The sequence below is a fragment of the Corynebacterium sp. MSK012 genome (genome assembly GCF_030232435.1).
Classification (GTDB): Bacteria; Actinomycetota; Actinomycetes; order Mycobacteriales; family Mycobacteriaceae; genus Corynebacterium; species Corynebacterium jeikeium_D.
The window spans coordinates 75,364-91,582 of record NZ_JASPJU010000001.1 but is presented as its reverse complement, the minus strand read 5'-3'; the positions used below and the strand labels follow the sequence as shown (position 1 = coordinate 91,582).

General features: G+C 59.7%; 15 protein-coding genes. 7 read left to right on the top strand and 8 right to left on the bottom strand.

The window, feature by feature from the left end; genetic code table 11:
• Position 1 precedes the first annotated feature (1 nt).
• Positions 2-583: a peptide deformylase gene (locus QP977_RS00400; protein ID WP_049193793.1), complete on the bottom strand. Its 582-nt coding sequence runs from the start codon at positions 581-583 to the stop codon at positions 2-4.
• 201 nt (positions 584-784) lie between these two features.
• Between QP977_RS00400 and QP977_RS00395 the strand changes: the two genes are divergently transcribed.
• The 4 genes from QP977_RS00395 to QP977_RS00380 all read left to right on the top strand — a co-directional run bounded on the left by QP977_RS00395 (position 785) and on the right by QP977_RS00380 (position 4,118).
• Positions 785-1,132 (top strand): DUF3263 domain-containing protein, encoded by a 348-nt coding sequence (locus QP977_RS00395; RefSeq protein ID WP_016421513.1) that lies wholly within the window; start codon positions 785-787, stop codon positions 1,130-1,132.
• Positions 1,133-1,183: 51 nt separating this feature from the next.
• On the top strand, positions 1,184-2,098 hold the full coding sequence (locus QP977_RS00390) for a LytR C-terminal domain-containing protein (protein ID WP_049169916.1): 915 nt from the start codon (positions 1,184-1,186) through the stop codon (positions 2,096-2,098).
• 221 nt (positions 2,099-2,319) lie between these two features.
• Complete coding sequence (locus QP977_RS00385; RefSeq protein ID WP_049169906.1) at positions 2,320-2,877, top strand: hypothetical protein; 558 nt, start codon at positions 2,320-2,322, stop codon at positions 2,875-2,877.
• A 17-nt stretch (positions 2,878-2,894) separates the two neighbouring features.
• Positions 2,895-4,118: a glutamate--cysteine ligase gene (locus tag QP977_RS00380; RefSeq protein WP_049193794.1), complete on the top strand. Its 1,224-nt coding sequence runs from the start codon at positions 2,895-2,897 to the stop codon at positions 4,116-4,118.
• 172 nt (positions 4,119-4,290) lie between these two features.
• On the opposite strand, the gene QP977_RS00375 is transcribed toward QP977_RS00380, so the two are convergent.
• Genes QP977_RS00375 through QP977_RS00350 form a run of 6 tightly spaced genes read right to left on the bottom strand, consistent with a single transcriptional unit; the run spans position 4,291 to position 11,024 of the window.
• Positions 4,291-4,641, bottom strand: coding sequence for a monovalent cation/H(+) antiporter subunit G (locus QP977_RS00375; protein WP_038626688.1), 351 nt, complete (start codon positions 4,639-4,641; stop codon positions 4,291-4,293).
• Complete coding sequence (locus tag QP977_RS00370) at positions 4,638-5,048, bottom strand: monovalent cation/H+ antiporter complex subunit F (RefSeq protein ID WP_049193795.1); 411 nt, start codon at positions 5,046-5,048, stop codon at positions 4,638-4,640. The genes QP977_RS00375 and QP977_RS00370 overlap by 4 nt, the downstream gene beginning before the upstream one ends.
• Positions 5,029-5,682 carry a Na+/H+ antiporter subunit E gene (locus tag QP977_RS00365; protein WP_049193796.1) on the bottom strand — a complete coding sequence of 218 codons (654 nt, stop codon included), beginning with the start codon at positions 5,680-5,682 and terminating at the stop codon, positions 5,029-5,031. Before QP977_RS00365 ends, QP977_RS00370 begins: the two co-directional genes overlap by 20 nt.
• The gene (locus QP977_RS00360; RefSeq protein ID WP_049193797.1) at positions 5,682-7,385 is read right to left on the bottom strand and encodes a Na+/H+ antiporter subunit D; all 1,704 of its coding nucleotides are present in this window, start codon (positions 7,383-7,385) and stop codon (positions 5,682-5,684) included. Before QP977_RS00360 ends, QP977_RS00365 begins: the two co-directional genes overlap by 1 nt.
• Positions 7,375-7,890 (bottom strand): Na(+)/H(+) antiporter subunit C, encoded by a 516-nt coding sequence (locus QP977_RS00355; protein ID WP_048760372.1) that lies wholly within the window; start codon positions 7,888-7,890, stop codon positions 7,375-7,377. Before QP977_RS00355 ends, QP977_RS00360 begins: the two co-directional genes overlap by 11 nt.
• A complete protein-coding gene (locus QP977_RS00350; RefSeq protein WP_049193803.1) occupies positions 7,887-11,024 on the bottom strand; it encodes a Na+/H+ antiporter subunit A in 3,138 nt (1,045 codons plus the stop codon). The genes QP977_RS00355 and QP977_RS00350 overlap by 4 nt, the downstream gene beginning before the upstream one ends.
• Before the next feature lie 284 nt (positions 11,025-11,308).
• On the opposite strand from QP977_RS00350, the gene QP977_RS00345 reads away from it, so the two are divergent.
• The 3 genes from QP977_RS00345 (at position 11,309) to QP977_RS00335 (ending at position 15,385) form a co-directional block, all read left to right on the top strand.
• Positions 11,309-12,118, top strand: a complete 810-nt coding sequence (locus QP977_RS00345; RefSeq protein ID WP_035006260.1) for a metal ABC transporter ATP-binding protein — start codon at positions 11,309-11,311, stop codon at positions 12,116-12,118.
• Positions 12,115-13,881, top strand: coding sequence for a metal ABC transporter solute-binding protein, Zn/Mn family (locus QP977_RS00340; protein ID WP_222865187.1), 1,767 nt, complete (start codon positions 12,115-12,117; stop codon positions 13,879-13,881). The genes QP977_RS00345 and QP977_RS00340 overlap by 4 nt, the downstream gene beginning before the upstream one ends.
• Positions 13,882-14,173: 292 nt before the next feature.
• Positions 14,174-15,385 (top strand): IS110 family RNA-guided transposase, encoded by a 1,212-nt coding sequence (locus QP977_RS00335; protein ID WP_011273191.1) that lies wholly within the window; start codon positions 14,174-14,176, stop codon positions 15,383-15,385.
• Between the two features lie 151 nt (positions 15,386-15,536).
• On the opposite strand, the gene QP977_RS00330 is transcribed toward QP977_RS00335, so the two are convergent.
• Complete coding sequence (locus QP977_RS00330; protein ID WP_048731724.1) at positions 15,537-16,091, bottom strand: 2-isopropylmalate synthase; 555 nt, start codon at positions 16,089-16,091, stop codon at positions 15,537-15,539.
• Positions 16,092-16,219: the final 128 nt, after the last annotated feature.

Below are 16,219 nucleotides of genomic sequence, written 5' to 3'. Positions count from 1 at the left end.
TCTAATCCTCGTGGCCGAACGGATCGGGATCCACGCCCGGCATCCAGGTCAGGCCGCCCTCGGTCCAACCGGCACGCTTGATTTCCTTCTTGGCCATGCGCTTCCAGCGGCCCGTGAGACAGTCGGTGTAAAGGAACCCATCCAGATGGCCGACCTCGTGCTGCATGCAGCGAGCGAGGAAACCGGTGGCCTCGATGCGGACCTCGTCGCCGTTTTCATCCAGGCCGGTGACGACAGCCTTCTCCGCGCGGTTGGTGGGGAAGGACAGGCCGGGTACAGAGAGGCAGCCTTCGTCATCGGAACCGTCGTCGTTAGGCATGGTCTTCGGGATTTCACTGGTGGTCAGCACCGGATTGATGACGCAGCCGCGGTGCCAGACGTCGTCATCATCGGGGCAGTTGTAGACGAACAGACGCTTGCCGACGCCCACCTGGTTGGCAGCCAGCCCCACACCGTGGGCGCGGTCCATGGTTTCGTACATGTCCTCGATGAGCTCACGCAGCTCGGAGATGTCCTCGGTCACCGGCTGGGTAGGAGTGTGGAGAACGGGGTCTCCGGCAATCACAATGGGACGGATAGTCATGTCGCTGATTCTACTCGGCGTCCATCTTTTCTAAATCGCCTGGTGATGTCAGGGGTCTTGGAGACGTTGGGCGATGTCGGAAGTGGTATGTAGGGCTGGGTGGCTGAGCCTTACTATGTATCTTCACTAAGTATCTGCATAAGCAGTGTCGTGCAGAATAGAAAATCAGGGCGACTGAGAAGGAAAGCGGGGTGCAGAAAAATGGTGAGCAAGAAGCCCATAGGCGGCAGCCACGAACCTGAGACTGAGTTGCGGCCTGACTCATCCGAGCATCCCGGACTCGCGGGCGATACCGGCGGCATTGAGCCCATTTTGGCGCAGAAAATGCTGGATTTTGAGAAGGAATGGCTGAAAGTTGCCCGCCGTGGGCCGCGTATGGCCGGTGCGCGGCAGGAGGCAATTCGGCGTCGCTTTGCCGAGGACTTCGGCAACAACACAATCCGTTACCACCAGGTACTTTCGCGACTTCTCGATTCTCCGGCAGCCGAAGCGGCCGAACCCGTGTTGGTTCATCGGCTGCGCGCCGTGCGGGACAACCAAGACGCATAAGGTTCAAGTTTCACTTCACGGTTCGGCGGCAGAACATATAGGATGTGGGATGTGTCTGACCAACTAAACCCTCAGAATTCGCCGCGTCCGGGCCGTCATCGACTCGATGACGACTTCGACGACTTCGATGAGTACAGCGATTACGCGGAGGCTCCCGCCGCTGGCGGCGCCCATGCGTACTCCGAGCCGTCGGATGCTCAACACACAGCGCCAAAATCTGCGGCTCCCGCCGCTGGTGCAGCTGCTGCTGGTGCCACCGCCGCCTCGACCGGTGCCAGCGCTGGGGCTGCTAGCAATTCCGCAGCTGCTGATGGTGTTGATGACGGCGACATCGGCGACGGTGCCGGTGATGGCCGCTACATGCGCGTTCTCGCTATCGTGCTGCTCGCTATCGGCGTGTGCCTGGTCGCCTACGGTGCCTATGCACTCAGCACACGTGGCGACGATGCCGAGAACACCGGCCAGAATGACACCTCGGCATCCGCTCCGGTTGACTCTGGTGCGCCTGCTGACTCGGCCAACGGCAGTGATCCGGCAAAGGATGGTGCTGTTGGAGATGGTGACGGCGAGGTTCCGCCGCCGCCACCGGCAAATGAGCCAGGCAAACCGGTTCCTCCCGCTGAGAATCCGCCGGCACAGGATGAGGCCAACGAAGCGCCCCAGATTGACCGCAAGACTGTCAAGGTCAGTGTCCTGAATAACTCTGAGGTCGTGGGCCTCGCCGATGACCTGTCCAAGCAGATGGGCGAGCAGGGCTGGGGCGCCGGCGAGACCGGCAATGCTCCTGAAGAGAAGATGGGTGTGTGGGAGAAGACCACCGTCTACTTCGACCCGAGGAACGAAGAGGAAAAGGCCGCCGCTGAGCAGATCGCGCATGACAACGGTTGGGAAGCCGCACCTCGCGATGACCGCCTCCGGGACGCTCCGGCGGGAATCGTCGTGGTCGCCACTGACCCGGCTCACTAGACTCCCGGCCCACCAGGCTTTGGTCTCTCACTAAGGTTTGCGGCCTAAGTCTCAAAACCTGCCGCCGTGGTGCGAAGCCCCATAGCTTTCCAAGTCCCGCGTAAGCCACACATTTCATGGCCTACGCGGGGCTTTTGCATTTTTTGCAGTCTCAAACAGATCACGGCTGAAAAAGGGGTACTAGTATTCTGCTAGTAGCCAGTGAGGTCTGTGAGGTTTTTATGTTCGCCGTAAAGCGTCGTCGTGTTGCTGTCGCCACCGCGTTGGGTTGTGCTGCAACACTGTTGGTGTCCTGCTCGGGGGTTGAATCCAGCAGCGACAAGGACGGGAACGCAGGCGCGTCGACAAGCACTGCGCCAGTGAGCGTAGATCCGGCTGCACCGAAGCTGACCGAGCGAGTCAGCGCCTATAACTTCATCCGAACAAACGACGACGGATCAATGAAAATGCTGGCAACTGTACAGGTCATGAGCGCCAAGGGATGGATGGGCCTTTCCGACGAAAAAGGTCAGTTCACTACCTTGGATAAGGGCAAGTACACAGTGCAGGCGCGCGGTGCATCTGGCTGCAGTGGCATCGGCAGCCCCGCAACCGAAGGGTTGGGTGTCATCGGCGAAGTGCACGTCGATGACAAACGGAATGCAGATGTCTGGAACGTTCCGTCCAAGGTGGATGAAGACAGTTTCACCACAGTTGCGCTTGTCGATTCCAACGGTGACCTTGCCTCCTGCGCAAAAACCGTCACCTGGACGGAGCCAACTGAGGAAAACGACTCCTAGTGTGAAAAAATAGCGGTATGACTGAGCAATTTTCCGGATCGGCGCAGCCATCACTGGGAGTGGAATGGGAAGTGGCGTTCGTTGACCGACGAACGCGCGACACCGCCCCCGCTGCCGCCGAGGTGCTCGACATCATCGATGCGGAGCATCCCGGACATGGGCTCCAGCGAGAGTTCCTCGCCAACACCGTAGAGCTCGTCACCGGTGTGCACACGAACGTGCCCGGTGCCGTAGCGGAGCTCCAAAGCCAGCTGGACATGGTTCTCGAGGCCGCTGATCGCGTTGGGGTGGATGTGTGGTCATCGGGCTCGCATCCGTTCGCCCGCGGTACTGCTCAGCAGGTCAGCGCTAAGGGGCACTACTCCGAAATCATCAACCGCACTCAGTGGTGGGGTAACCAGATGATCATCTGGGGAGTCCACGTCCATGTTGGCATTAAGGACTCCGAACGCGTTTGGCCGATCATTCAGGCCCTGGCAACGAAGCTGCCGCACATGTTGGCGCTGTCTGCCTCCTCACCGGCCTGGAACGGTGAGGACATGGGTTACGCTTCCAACCGAAGCCTGCTCTACCAGCAGCTTCCCACCGCTGGTCAGCCGCCGGCGATTTACACGTGGCCCGAGTGGGAGTCCTACATGCACGACCAGTCCCGCTCCGGCGTCATCAATCACACCGGCTCGATGCACTTGGACATTCGCCCGGCATCAAAGTACGGCACCATTGAGATTCGTGTCGCTGACGCTACCTCTAACCTGCAGGAACTCGCCGCTATCGTGGCATTGACGCACTGTCTGACGGTTTACTACGACCGCATGTGGGAGGCTGGCGAGGAGCTACCGTCGCTGCAGTCCTGGCACATCGCCGAAAACAAGTGGCGCGCCGCCCGCTACGGCATGGACGCGCTGGTCATCGTTAATCGCGATACCGACGAGCGGTGGGTTCGCGACGAACTCCGTGAACTTGTGGTTCAACTCGCCCCGCTTGCCGACGAACTGGGTTGCCGAGCCGAACTGGAATTCGTCAACAACATCGTGGAAATGGGCGCGGCATACGAGCGGCAGCGCACTGTGGCGGATGCGGCCGGGGCGCTGCCTTCCATGGCTACCGAGGACGACGTACGGGCGAACGAAGAGCGCATTGGCCACACCCCGTGGCGTGCCGCCGTGGATCTTGCGGTGCAGGAACTGCGCGCCGGGCATCCGATAGCGCCTGCAGATTTCCACGAGCAAGTAGACGACTAGCCGTCGTTAAGCGGTGTGTGCCCAGACAAAAATTAGTGACTAGGCCTATAGCACTTTTGGGGTGCATAAACCTAGCCACTAACTGAAGAAAGGCGCCCCCCCCTGGGCGGCCCCGGTCGAACCCGGTTCCGCTCCAGGTCGGGGTCCAATCTTGACGGGGAGTGTCCTCTCGTTATTCCCGGCTGTCATCGCGGGCGAGGCTGTCCTCGTCGACGAGCCTCTCTTTGAACGCCTCGTGGCCAACGCGGTTACTAACAATTGGCGATGTACCCAGAGCAAACAGGATAATCAGGGTCAACAGAGCCAAGTCACTACTAGTAGTTGTGTGAGCTGACGCGTGCGTGGCGACGTGCAAAAGCGAACCCGACAGCGTCAGAATTAGCCCCAGCGTTTGTGGCTTGGAGGATGCGTGCATGCGACTGATGGTGTCGCGGAAGCGTATTAATCCCACGGACGCTGCAACGCACAGTAGCATTCCGGTGATAATGAGTGCGATGGCGATAATGTCTGCCACGAGAATCATTTGGGCTCTCCCTTCACTGTTTTCGGAGCTGCTGTCGGTGTTGCCTTAGGCGCTGCTTTCTGTGCGGTTTTCTTTGTGGCGACCTTTCCGGCTGCTTTCGCCACACCCTTTCGGGAGCCCTTCGCGGGCTGCTTTCCGTCATCCGGAACACGGAACTTGGCGACTGCCAGCGAAGACAGGAAACCGAGCAGCGCAATGATGAGCATTGGGTAGACCACCGAAGTGTCCAAACTCCATGCCATGAACGCAGCGAGCATGCCCTGCAACATTGCAGTCATGGACTCCAGCGCCACCAGGCGGTCCAGCGAGTTTGGTCCTGCGATCATGTGCCCGAGGGTAATCATCACCGCAATGAAATAGCCTGCAGCAGCTACGCCGAGCAGAATGTTAAAAACTTCCGGGTTCATCGGCTGCTCCTTTCTCCCCTTTTTCGCTGCTCGTTTCGCCTTGCTCGCCGCTTTTCGCACTGCTCGGCTGCTCTTCGCCAGAGCCTGGCTTAGTCGGTTGCTCATGTACATCGCGGTTCTCAAACGCGCGAATCACCCGTCGCTCGATTCGGGTCAACTGGTTGATTTGTTCAGCTACCTTGCCTGTCGACGAAGCGTCGAGAAGATGCATGGTCAGCGTCTTTTTTCGCTTATCGATGTCCACGATGATGCCGCCCGGCTGCAGATTAATTAGTGCCATTGCAGTCGTGAGCGAAATATCGTCATTGGTCCGCATGGGGACCTTGATAATGGCAGTCGGTGGCGGATCATCTCGTCGGATGGCCAGCCAGGCGACACTGATAGAGGCCTTCACGAAGTCGATTGTCCAAGAACCGAACAGTCGCACCATGCCACCGAAGTTGATATCCAGCGCGCTGTTTGGCGGGATAGGCATGGCGAGGTTCAGCAACGTGGCTACAAGGATTCCCGAGAGCACATTGGCAAATGTCACCTCGCCCCACAGCATGACCCAAATAATCACTGTGAATAAGAAGAGCAGGATTGAAATACGTGGTGGTCGCTTTGCAGCCACCTTGGCGCGCGCTTTACTCATCAGCTTTCACCTGCTCCTTCCAGCGTGCTGGTGGCACGTTCGGTCGCTGAATCCGACTTCCATGGGCTCTTGGTGCGGCCTGGGTTTTCCAGCTGCTCCAGGCCCTTGTCATCGGCCGAGTCGATACCGAGGACCGCTGCGCGGTACTCATCAACATTCGCGACGTTGCTTGCCGCTTCGGTAGCCACATTGGACAGTGGCCCGGCCAGAACGGTAACCCCCACAGAGGCAATCACCAGCAGGGCCGTCGGCATCACCATGCCGAGTGGCATCTTGCCGACGTCGTCACGCTCTGCGATAGCAACCATCTGAGTCCTTTCCCGGAGCGCGGCTGGCTGCGCAAGCACGGTGTCGCCCTCGGGGGCGTCGGAACGGTCGCGCCAGAAGGCCTTCGACCAGACGAGAATCATGGTGTAGAGGGTCAGCAGGCTGGTGATGATAGATCCCGCAACCAGAATCCATGCGGTGGCGGATCCGTTCTGTGCGCCGGCCTCGATGAGCATGACCTTGCCCAGGAAGCCTGAGAACGGTGGGATACCACCGAGGTTGAGCGCGGGCACGAGGTATAGCAACGCCAGCAGCGGCGACGTCTTGGCCAGGCTACCGAGGCTGCGCAGGGAGGACGAGCCCGCCTGGCGCTCGATAAGCCCGACCACCAGGAACAATGCCGTCTGCACCAGAATGTGGTGGACGATGTAGAAAATCGCGCCGCCGAGTCCCAGCGTATTGCCGACGGCAATACCGAAGATCATGTATCCGATGTGGGATACCAGCGTAAAAGACAAGAGACGTTTAATGTCATTTTGGGCCATGGCACCGAGAATGCCCATGAGCATTGTCGCTAGGCCAGCCCACATCAGGACGTCGTCAAGCCTGCCGTCTGGGAAAACGACACTGCGCGTGCGGATGATCGCGTAGACACCCACCTTCGTCAGCAGCCCCGCGAAGACCGCGGTAACCATCGACGGTGCGGTGGGGTAGGAGTCTGGCAACCACGCCGACAGCGGGAACACCGCCGCCTTCACTGCGAAGGCGACGAGCAGCACTGCGAAGATCGCGGTGCGGGTGCCATCGGGGATGTCCTCCATGCGCAGGGAAATGTGTGCGAAGTTCACCGTGCCGACCGCTTGATAAACCAGGCCAATCGCCAGCAGGAACACCATCGAGGACAACATGTTGACCATCACATACGACACGCCTGCGCGAATGCGTGACGACGATGCCCCCAGCGTGAGCAACACGTAGGAGGCTACGAGCAGAACCTCGAAGCCGACGTACATGTTGAACAGATCGCCGGCCAGGAAGGCCATGGAGACGCCCATGTTGAGCAGCATGTACGTCGGAACGAAGACGGAGATCGGCTCATCTTCGTCACCATCGCTAATACCCTGGCCGATGCCGAACCACATCACGGCAAAGAGGACCAGCTGAGAGACGGTGATCATCAACACTGCGAGGTTGTCGGCTACGAGCGTGATGCCGATTGGTGCGTCCCAGCCGCCCACCTGGACCGTGTGGACGCCGTGCGCGTAGATGAGATACACCAAGGCGCTGGCGACTCCCAGCAGGCTGCCGAGCGAGATTAGCGCGATCGCCTGCTGTGCTTTGGGAAAACGTGCCAGCAGCAGAGCAATTGCGGCGGTGGCGGCGGGGACGATGATAGGCAGCGGAATTAGTGCCAGAATTATTTGCTCAGTCGTCATCGTCGTCACCTCCTGGGGAGTTTGATGGCGGGGTCACGGGCTTTTCGAAACTGGCCGGACCGAAGCTATCGCCGGCCTCTGTGGGACGACCGGTGGTGGGATCGTCGGACTTGTCGTGGTCCGGAGCAGCTGATGGGTCGCTGGCCCGACGCATTGCCAGGCTGCGGTCCTCGTGGTCATCTTGCACGTGATCGCCGATGCGGTAGCGGTGCTGGCGATAGAGCAGAGCCAACAGGAATGCGGTCATGCCCATGGAAATAACAATTGCGGTGAGGATAAAGGCCTGGGGCAGTGAGTCTGCCTGAGCATCGCTGACCAGCGATTCCCTATCCCAAATTGGTGGCCGTCCCGGCGAACCAGAGCCAAGCAGGATGAGCAGGTTGATACCGTTGCCCATCAGCAACAGTCCCATGAGCATCCTGGTCAACGAACGATCGAGGAACAGGTACACCCCTGTAGCAATCAGCGTGCCGACAGTTGCTAGCAGAACAAAATTGAGAATCACGGGTGTGTGTCCTTTCCTTCGGTCCTAGCTGGGGCTGTCGGTTCTGAAGCCTCTGAGGTGGCTGTGTTGGCAGAGTCTGCGGGTTTAGTGCCGGCAGGTTTAACGCTTGCGGGATTAGCGCCTGCGGACTTAACACCTGCGGGCTTAGCCGCCGCCAACTTGCTGCGCAGCTGGCGGGACTGGCCGAGTGCGGCTCGATTCACACGACGTGAACGATCACGCTCAGCGCGAAGGTTTATCTGAGCGTCGATGCCACCGCCCAAACTGCGGAGGATGTAGACAATCGTGCTAACCACGATCATGTATACGCCCAGGTCAAAGAGCATCGGGGAGACAACAGTGACATCTCCGAGCAGCGGAATTTCCCGCGAGCCATACGTAGAAGTTAGCGGTGCCCACCCCACAAACAGTGGCCACAACGCGCTGAGTGCCGACACCAGCAAACCGCCGCCGAGAAGCATCTCGTTAGGAATCGGCAGAGTTGCCGCCAACTCACGACGACCACCGATGAGATAACGCATGGTCAGTGCCAGCGCAGCCACGAGACCACCGGCGAAGCCACCGCCGACATCGTTATGGCCGGCAAAAAAGAGATAGAAGGAAACCACCATCATGGCGGGGAAGAGCACGCGCGATGCCACCAGCACCATGATCGGGTAGCGCAACCGCTCGGCTTCACCGGACTCATCGAGAGTGTTCAACCAACGGTTGGTGCGGCGAGCTCGATTCCGCTGCGGCTTAATCTTTGAACGCATATGCATGGTATGCGTGCGGAAGACCAGTGAGGTAATCCCCAGAGCCACCATCACCAGCACGGTGATTTCACCGAAGGTGTCCCAGGCGCGGATGTCGACAAGCAGTACGTTGACTGCATTCTGGCCGTGTCCAATATCGTGCGCCAGCGGCGGAATGTCGCCCGAGATTGGCTCAGTACGACGGGAGCCCATGGCGTAGGCGGCCAACACGGGAACCGTGACACCGACTGCAATGGCCAACCAAGCACGGTGTCGTGTCCACCTCGGGTTCGATGCCGGTGCCCGCGGGGAGAGCGTACGCAACACCAACACGAAAATAATCATTGAGACCGTCTCGACCAGCAGCTGCGTCAGGGCCAAGTCAGGAGCGCCGTACATGGCGAAAATAATGGCCAAGCCGTAGCCTGTCACGCCTACCAGGATGACCCCGGAAAGCCTGTTCTTCTGCCGGGTAGCGGCCAGCGCCGCGATAATCATGATGAGCGCAACTGCACCCTGCGGAGCAGAGTCCCACAGTTCCATTCGCAGCTCATCGCGCTCGCCGAGCAACAACGCACCGATGGACAGCACGATGAGGGTCAGCAAAATGACCGCTTCATTCAACGGGAGGGAACCACGCTGGGTCGCAGCAGTGACACGGAGAGAAAGACGGCGGGCCAAGTCCAGGATTCCGTCGTAAAGCGCATCGGCACTACCGAGAGCCGGCTGATCAAACTGCAGCTGACGCACCAGATTACGCTGCCAATGCATGATGGCACCCACGAGTAGAATTGTGGCCGTCAGTGCCAGCGGAAGGGTGAATCCGTGCCAGAGCGCCAGGTGCGTTTCTGCTTCCGTATTCGGGAATGCGCTGGTGAGGTAGGGCGAGATAATCGAGTCGAGGACGCGGGGAACCAGGCCGAAAACCAAACCTGCCAGCGCCAACAGCCAAGCCGGGCCAATCTGATCCCACGTCGGGGAATCCATCTCTGCCACGGCAGGGGAAGTGCCACCGCCGCTGGCGTGGGTGCTGGACTTGGTCGCAAACGCGGCGCGCAGCAGGTACAGCGAGTACGCTACGGTCAGAATCGAACCCACGACGAGGCCAATGGTGGTAAACACCGACGGCATCCCATGCAGCGGATCAGCATTGAGCGTGGCCTCCAGCGCAGCTTCCTTGGCGACGAAGCCGAAGAACGGCGGCACACCCATCATCGATGCAGCGGCGAGAATCGAAATCACCAGCAACTGCGGCGACTTTCTACCGAGCCCAGAGAGCTCACGGATATCGCGCGTACCAGTCAGCCTGTCAATTGTGCCCGCGACCATAAACAGCGCGGCCTTGAACATGGCATGGCCGAGCGTCAGTGCCAGGGCTGCCAGCATCGTCGCACGCGTGCCTATCGACGCGACTGTGATGATGAATCCCAACTGGCTGACAGTGCCATACGCCATAATCAGCTTGAGATCCTTCTGGCGCAGGGCCATCCAGCCGGCCATGATCATGGTCAAGAGGCCGAGCGGGATGATGATTGGCTGCCACGCGTTGGTGTCATTGAAGGTCGGCGCGAGCCGGGCAACCAGGAACACACCGGCTTTGACCATCGCTGCCGAATGCAGGAAGGAAGAAACCGGGGTAGGGGCGGCCATTGCACCGGGTAGCCAGAAGTGGAAGGGCGCGATAGCGGACTTCGACAGCGCACCAACGACCAGCAGGATTGCGGCCGTGGATACTGCCGTGGAGTCCAGCTGTGCCGCTGTCAGAGCGCCAGGCGCGGTGAGTTCGGAGAAGTTCCAGAAACCGGTGGTCACTCCCATCAGAACGATACCGACCAGCATGATGAGGCCACCCAGCGTCGTGACCAGGAGCGCCTGGCCTGCTGCGCGACGGGAGGAGGCGCGCTCGGCGTAGTAGCCCACCAGGAGGAAGGACAGAACCGAGGTAATTTCCCAGAAGACGAACATCAGCATGATGCTGTCGCTGATGACCAGGCCGTACATCGCCGCAGCGAAGGCGATCATTTGGGCTGCGAAGGAACCTACGCGGCGACGTTTGCCGAGTGGCGGGTTGATGAAGTAACCGGAGCAGTACACCAGTACGAGAAAGCCGATGGTCAAAACCAGCGTGCCGAAGAGCGATTCAATAGGACCTAATCGCAGGTTTACATCCAAGTGGATAATGGGCATCCACGAAAAATGCGTGACGGCGGGTTGCGTGAGTGCGGAAGTTTCCCCGTTGCCATTGTCTAGAGCTAAGCGAACGAGATGGGTGCCGGTGTAGATGGCACCGCCTGCCAGCGGGAGGCTGAGTACGAGGAACCCGCGGGTTCCGAGCCACTTAATCGTCCATGGTGCAAGCGCTGCCGTAACGAACAGGATGCACAGGAGAGAAGTCACTATTCCATAATGATTGGAACACGCCAGTTCATGCAACCCCGTTTTAGGGACTTAAGCATTTGAAGCGGTGTTAACCGAGTGTGTGAAAACGGTCAATTGTTTCTGGGAAAGTGAAAATTTGGGGGTGAGTTGTGGGGGGGGGCGGAAGTTGGGCATTTTTTGGGGCTTGAGCGGCTGACTGCTCAAGCCCCAAATCAGTGCCATTACTGCCCCCAACACCACCCCACCCCAAAGGTCAATACATTGAACTTGGTGATTCATTGAACTGACCACTATTCTTGGCTGCCATGAGTATTAGCGTCCAGAACTTGAGCGTGAGCTACGGCGCGAACACCGCGATTCGGAACATCAGCTTCACCCTCGACTCCCCCGGCATGCACGGCATCATCGGCCCCAACGGCTCAGGCAAATCCACCCTCATGAAGGCGATGCTCCAGATCCTGGACAAACACAACGTCCACGGCACAGGCCCCACCGGCGCCCCCGCCGGCTACCCCGTCACCCTCGACGGCAAGGCCCCCGCCGAGCAGCGCCGCGCAATCGCTTATATCGAGCAGCGCTCTGACCTCGACCGCAACTTCCCCACCAGCGTCTTCGACACCGTCCTGATGGGCACTTACCCGCGCCTGGGTCTTTTCCACCGCCCCGGCAAGGCCGAACGCGAAGCAGCCACCCAGGCTCTCAAGGACGTCGACATGTGGGACTTTCGCCACCGCCACATCAGCGAACTCTCGGGCGGACAGTTCCAGCGCGTCCTCTTTGCCCGCGCCATCGTCCAGGACGCGGAGTACATCTTCCTGGACGAGCCCTTCGTCGGCATCGACGTCCCCAGCGAGAAGACGATCGTGACCCTGCTGCGGCAGATGGCGGACGCGGGCAAGCACGTCGTCGTCGTGCACCACGACATGAACACGGTGCGCGGCTACTACAACGACCTCATCGTCCTCAACGGCGAGCTCGTCGCGGCGGGTCCCACCGAGGAGGTCTTCGTCCCCGACGTGCTGCAGAAGGCCTTCGGCGCGCTCGTCATCCGCGAGCCGTCAGCACCAGCCCACCCCACGCCACGGCAGGCAGCCCTCCAGGAGGAGACAGCATGATCGCGGAGTTCCTCGACTCACTACTCAGCCACGGCTACCTGCAAAAAGCGCTGATCACCTCGGTGATCGTGGGCGTGGCCTGCGGCATCGTCGGCAGCTTCATCGTGCTGCGCGGCATGGCCCTGATCGGCGACGCCATCTCGCACGCCGTACTACCGGGGGTCGCGGCCTCCTACCTGCTCGGCACGAACCTCTTCCTCGGGGCGGTGGTCGCGGGTCTACTCGCCACACTGGCGATCGGGCTGATCAGCGAACGCTCCACTGTGAAGAACGATTCGGCGATCGGCATCGTCTTTTCCACCTTCTTCGCGATCGGCGTGCTGCTCATGGCGAAAGCGCAGACGGCGACGGATCTGACGGAGATCCTCTTCGGCAACGTCCTGACCGTTCAGGACGCCGACCGCAACCTCTCGATCGGTATTGCCGCTGCCGTGCTGATTCTCACGCTGGTCTTTTACAAGGAGCTCAAGCTCAGCACCTTCGACCCCGTCATGGCGCAGTCGGCTGGCGTGCCCGTGCGGGCAATCCACTACGGGCTGATGGTGGTGCTCACGCTGGTGACGGTCATTTCCCTGCAGACGGTGGGCGTGATCCTGGTGGTCTCCCTGCTGATCACTCCGGCGTCGGCGGCGTACCTGCTGACGAACCGGCTGGGAGTGATGATCGGGCTTTCAGTGGCGATCTCGGCGCTCAGCTCCGTAGTGGGGCTGTTCCTGAGCTATAGCTACAACGTGTCCTCCGGCGTGACGATCGTGCTGACCGCCAGCGCGCTGTTCCTGCTGGCTTTCCTCTTCGCGCCAGGCAAGGGACTGATTGCTCGCTCGCTGGGCAATAAGCCACTGGCCGCGCTGTTGGCCCTCCTGGTGGGCGGTGCCCTCGTGTTCGGGGCCGTGACCTTCTCGACGGAGGAGAAGGCAGACGGTGAGCAGCTGAACGTCGTCACCACCTTCACGCTGCTGGCGGACCTGGTGGAGGAGATCGGCGGCGAGGCGGTGGACGTCCATAACCTCGTGCCGACCGGCACGGACCCGCACGACTACGACCCCCTGCCCGCGGACCTGGATGCGACGAGCGACGCCGACCTGCTGTTCTACAACGGGCTGAACCTCGAGGGCGGTGAGCACGGCTGGCTCGCGAAACTGAAAAACACCGCGGGCCTGGACGATTCCCAGATGGTCGAGGCCACCAAGGGCGTGGAACCGAAGTACCTCAAGGACGAAAAGGGCAATCAGGAGATCAACCCGCACGCCTTCCTGGACCCGACCGTCGGCATCGCGATGGCCGAGAACGTGACCGCGGCGCTGGCCGAGGCCCTGCCCGAGCGTGCCGAGCACATCGAGGAGAAGGGGGCGGAGTACAAGGCCATGCTGGAGAGCATCGACGCCGACTACCGCGAGCAGATCGGTGCGCTGCCGAAGGAGGATCGTGTGCTCGTGGCCAGTGAACATGCCTTCCAATACATGGTCGACACCTACGGCATGGAGCAGCTGTATATCTGGCAGATCGACACGGATGAAAACGGCTCCCCCGCGCAGATCGGACACCTCGTGCGCCAGCTGAAGGACAAGCGCCCGAAGCACCTGTTCGTGGAGTCGAACGTGGATACGCGCCCCATGAAGACCGTCTCGAAGGAGGCCGGGATTCCGATCTTCGACGAGCCACTGCACTCCGATGAGCTCGGCAAGCCGGGCACGGTCGCGGGAACCTACGAGGATTTCCTGCGCAGCAACTTGAAGACCATGATCGCGGGGCTGAAGCGCTAAAACGCGAATGCTCGAGGCCCACATGCGTTGGGCTTCCCCGGTCGCATTCCCGTTACCTTGTGAGTGTCCCCGATAATGGGGATAGTCGCTGGTCCCGGTATGGCTTACCTGCCCTGTAGTTTCCATAATCCGGGGGGGTGTTGCCGCCGGGTGCCAGGACTTTCGATGACAGCTGATAGGGACACGGCCAGTTTTAAACTAGGTCTCTTTGTAACGTGGGTGCTTGCAACGAAGGTCATGACACCAGCGACTGGAACAACGCCATACCCATCTCGTTTTCTAGGAGCTCATCATGTCTCCGGAGCATTCCATCGACATATTCCTTGGGTTAGACGTCGGCAAATCTGAACACCACGCCTGCGCCTTAGACCGTGATGGCAACAAGGTCTTCGACAAACCGTTGCCTCAACTCGAATCCGAACTAGCAGGCGTTTTTCACCAGCTTCAGAAGCTTGGCACCGTGCTCGTGATCGTCGACCAACCCAACACCATCGGCGCACTACCGATTGCTGTAGCCCGGGACTGCGGTTGCGAAGTCGGATACCTGCCAGGTCTTGCGATGCGCAAAGCTGCAGATCTCTATCCGGGACGTGCAAAAACAGACAAACGCGACGCATTCATCATCGCCGACACCGCCCGCACAATGCCCCACACGCTACGTGCCGTCGACCGCAATGATGAGGTACTCTCCGCCCTAAAGATGCTGTCCGGCTTCGATGATGACATCGCCCGCGATTGCACTCGCACTGTCAATCGGCTTCGCAGTGTCCTCACCCAGATCTACCCCAGCCTGGAACGAGTTTTTGCTGGTAGCACCCTGACTCGCACGCCGATCCTGGAATTATTGATCCATTACAAGGGACCGCAGGGGCTAAAAAGAGCCGGATACCAACGAGTGTTGAACTGGATGATCAAGCGCACACGTAAAGACCCCACCCCGCTGGTAGACGACATTTTTACAGCGCTGAAAGCTCAAACAGTCACCGTGCCTGGAAGCGATGCCGCCGAGTTAGTAATTCCTCAACTGGCTGCAAACATCCAGGCCCTCAAAGAGCAACGAAACACCATTGCTGAGCAGGTTGAAGAGATGCTCGCTGATTTCCCTCTTTGTGAGGTCTTGATGAGTATGCCCGGAGTCGGCATCAAGACCGCAGCGCAGATCCTTCTTGCGATCGGTGATGGCTCCGACTTCGCTAGTGCTGGCCACTTAGCTGCTTATGCTGGAATAGCACCCGTGACTAGACGATCCGGTTCGTCGATCAGAGGTGAATTCCCGGCACGGTCAGGCAATAAACGACTGAAAAACGCCTTGTTCTACTCCGCATTCGCAGTTATCCGCAGCCACGAACCGTCACGGCGGTATTACGAACGCAAACGCGCTGAAGGAAAACGCCACAACGCAGCAGTCATCTGCCTGGCACGACGCCGATGCAATGTCATCTACGCGATGCTGAAAAACAAGGAGTTCTTCCGCGAAATCCCGCCACGCCCCGTCGCCGCATAAAGCCCCAAAGACGAAGCCGACCAGCACACGCTGGCCGGCTCCTAGGCACGCCTAAGAAACTACTCCCAAGACTGTGCTCGTCAACATCGGTCTGGCACTTGACAAAAACATAGGGACACCCCCCGTTTACTAAACGAGCAGCATCCGCGTCCTACCCATGCAGGCGGTTAGCAGCGCAGACCAAAGCGGAGAGCACGGAAGCCTCCGGAGTCTGGCCGAAGCCCATGGTCCACACATGGTCATTGTTGTGACCTGCATAGACAAAGGTAGCGGTAGCTTCGAAGATTTCGAACTGGTGGAATTCCACGATTTCCACGCGGTAACCTGCATCAGCCAGCAGATTAGTGCAAGCCGACACCGGCCCCATAGCGGTAATCTCCTGGGTGAAGGTGTGGGTGTGGTCGTCCTTGTCGGTCAGTGTTAAGTCAGCGTTGAAATTCCAGCGCCCCAGGGTGCCGCGGGTTGCCTCGAAATTCTTGATCTGAACCGGGCCGCTCGTGGGGGAGTAGGTGTCCTTGAACTTCTGCCAGTTCATGCCACGAGCTTCTTGCCTTAAGCCTCGAGGCAGGCGATGTCCGAATCGAGCCCTAAATGGATCGTCGGAATAAGTTCGCACATTGCCGTCGTCCTGGTGCTCCAACGAAGGGCGCTTGCCCGTGAACGTCGTCGAAGTGGACATGTTCTTCTGGGTGCGAGTGGGAAACATTCTTTTCTGGTCCTTTGCTTAGTTGCTTTTGCTGTGAGTGGCGGACCAACCAAGTGCTTTGAGAAGTTGCGGCCAGAGACCCCGTGTGGAGGGGTCAGTCCTGTCGGCCTCCACCGGGGTTCGTAGCC

Excerpts from the sequence above, each read along its gene's own strand:
- QP977_RS00400 (WP_049193793.1), bottom strand. The coding sequence starts at position 583 with ATGACTATCCGTCCCATTGTGATTGCCGGAGACCCCGTTCTCCACACT.
- QP977_RS00395 (WP_016421513.1), top strand. The coding sequence starts at position 785 with ATGGTGAGCAAGAAGCCCATAGGCGGCAGCCACGAACCTGAGACTGAG.
- QP977_RS00385 (WP_049169906.1), top strand. The coding sequence starts at position 2,320 with ATGTTCGCCGTAAAGCGTCGTCGTGTTGCTGTCGCCACCGCGTTGGGT.
- QP977_RS00380 (WP_049193794.1), top strand. The coding sequence starts at position 2,895 with ATGACTGAGCAATTTTCCGGATCGGCGCAGCCATCACTGGGAGTGGAA.
- QP977_RS00375 (WP_038626688.1), bottom strand. The coding sequence starts at position 4,641 with ATGATTCTCGTGGCAGACATTATCGCCATCGCACTCATTATCACCGGA.
- QP977_RS00370 (WP_049193795.1), bottom strand. The coding sequence starts at position 5,048 with ATGAACCCGGAAGTTTTTAACATTCTGCTCGGCGTAGCTGCTGCAGGC.
- QP977_RS00365 (WP_049193796.1), bottom strand. The coding sequence starts at position 5,682 with ATGAGTAAAGCGCGCGCCAAGGTGGCTGCAAAGCGACCACCACGTATT.
- QP977_RS00360 (WP_049193797.1), bottom strand. The coding sequence starts at position 7,385 with ATGACGACTGAGCAAATAATTCTGGCACTAATTCCGCTGCCTATCATC.
- QP977_RS00345 (WP_035006260.1), top strand. The coding sequence starts at position 11,309 with ATGAGTATTAGCGTCCAGAACTTGAGCGTGAGCTACGGCGCGAACACC.
- QP977_RS00340 (WP_222865187.1), top strand. The coding sequence starts at position 12,115 with ATGATCGCGGAGTTCCTCGACTCACTACTCAGCCACGGCTACCTGCAA.
- QP977_RS00335 (WP_011273191.1), top strand. The coding sequence starts at position 14,174 with ATGTCTCCGGAGCATTCCATCGACATATTCCTTGGGTTAGACGTCGGC.
- QP977_RS00330 (WP_048731724.1), bottom strand. The coding sequence starts at position 16,091 with ATGTTTCCCACTCGCACCCAGAAGAACATGTCCACTTCGACGACGTTC.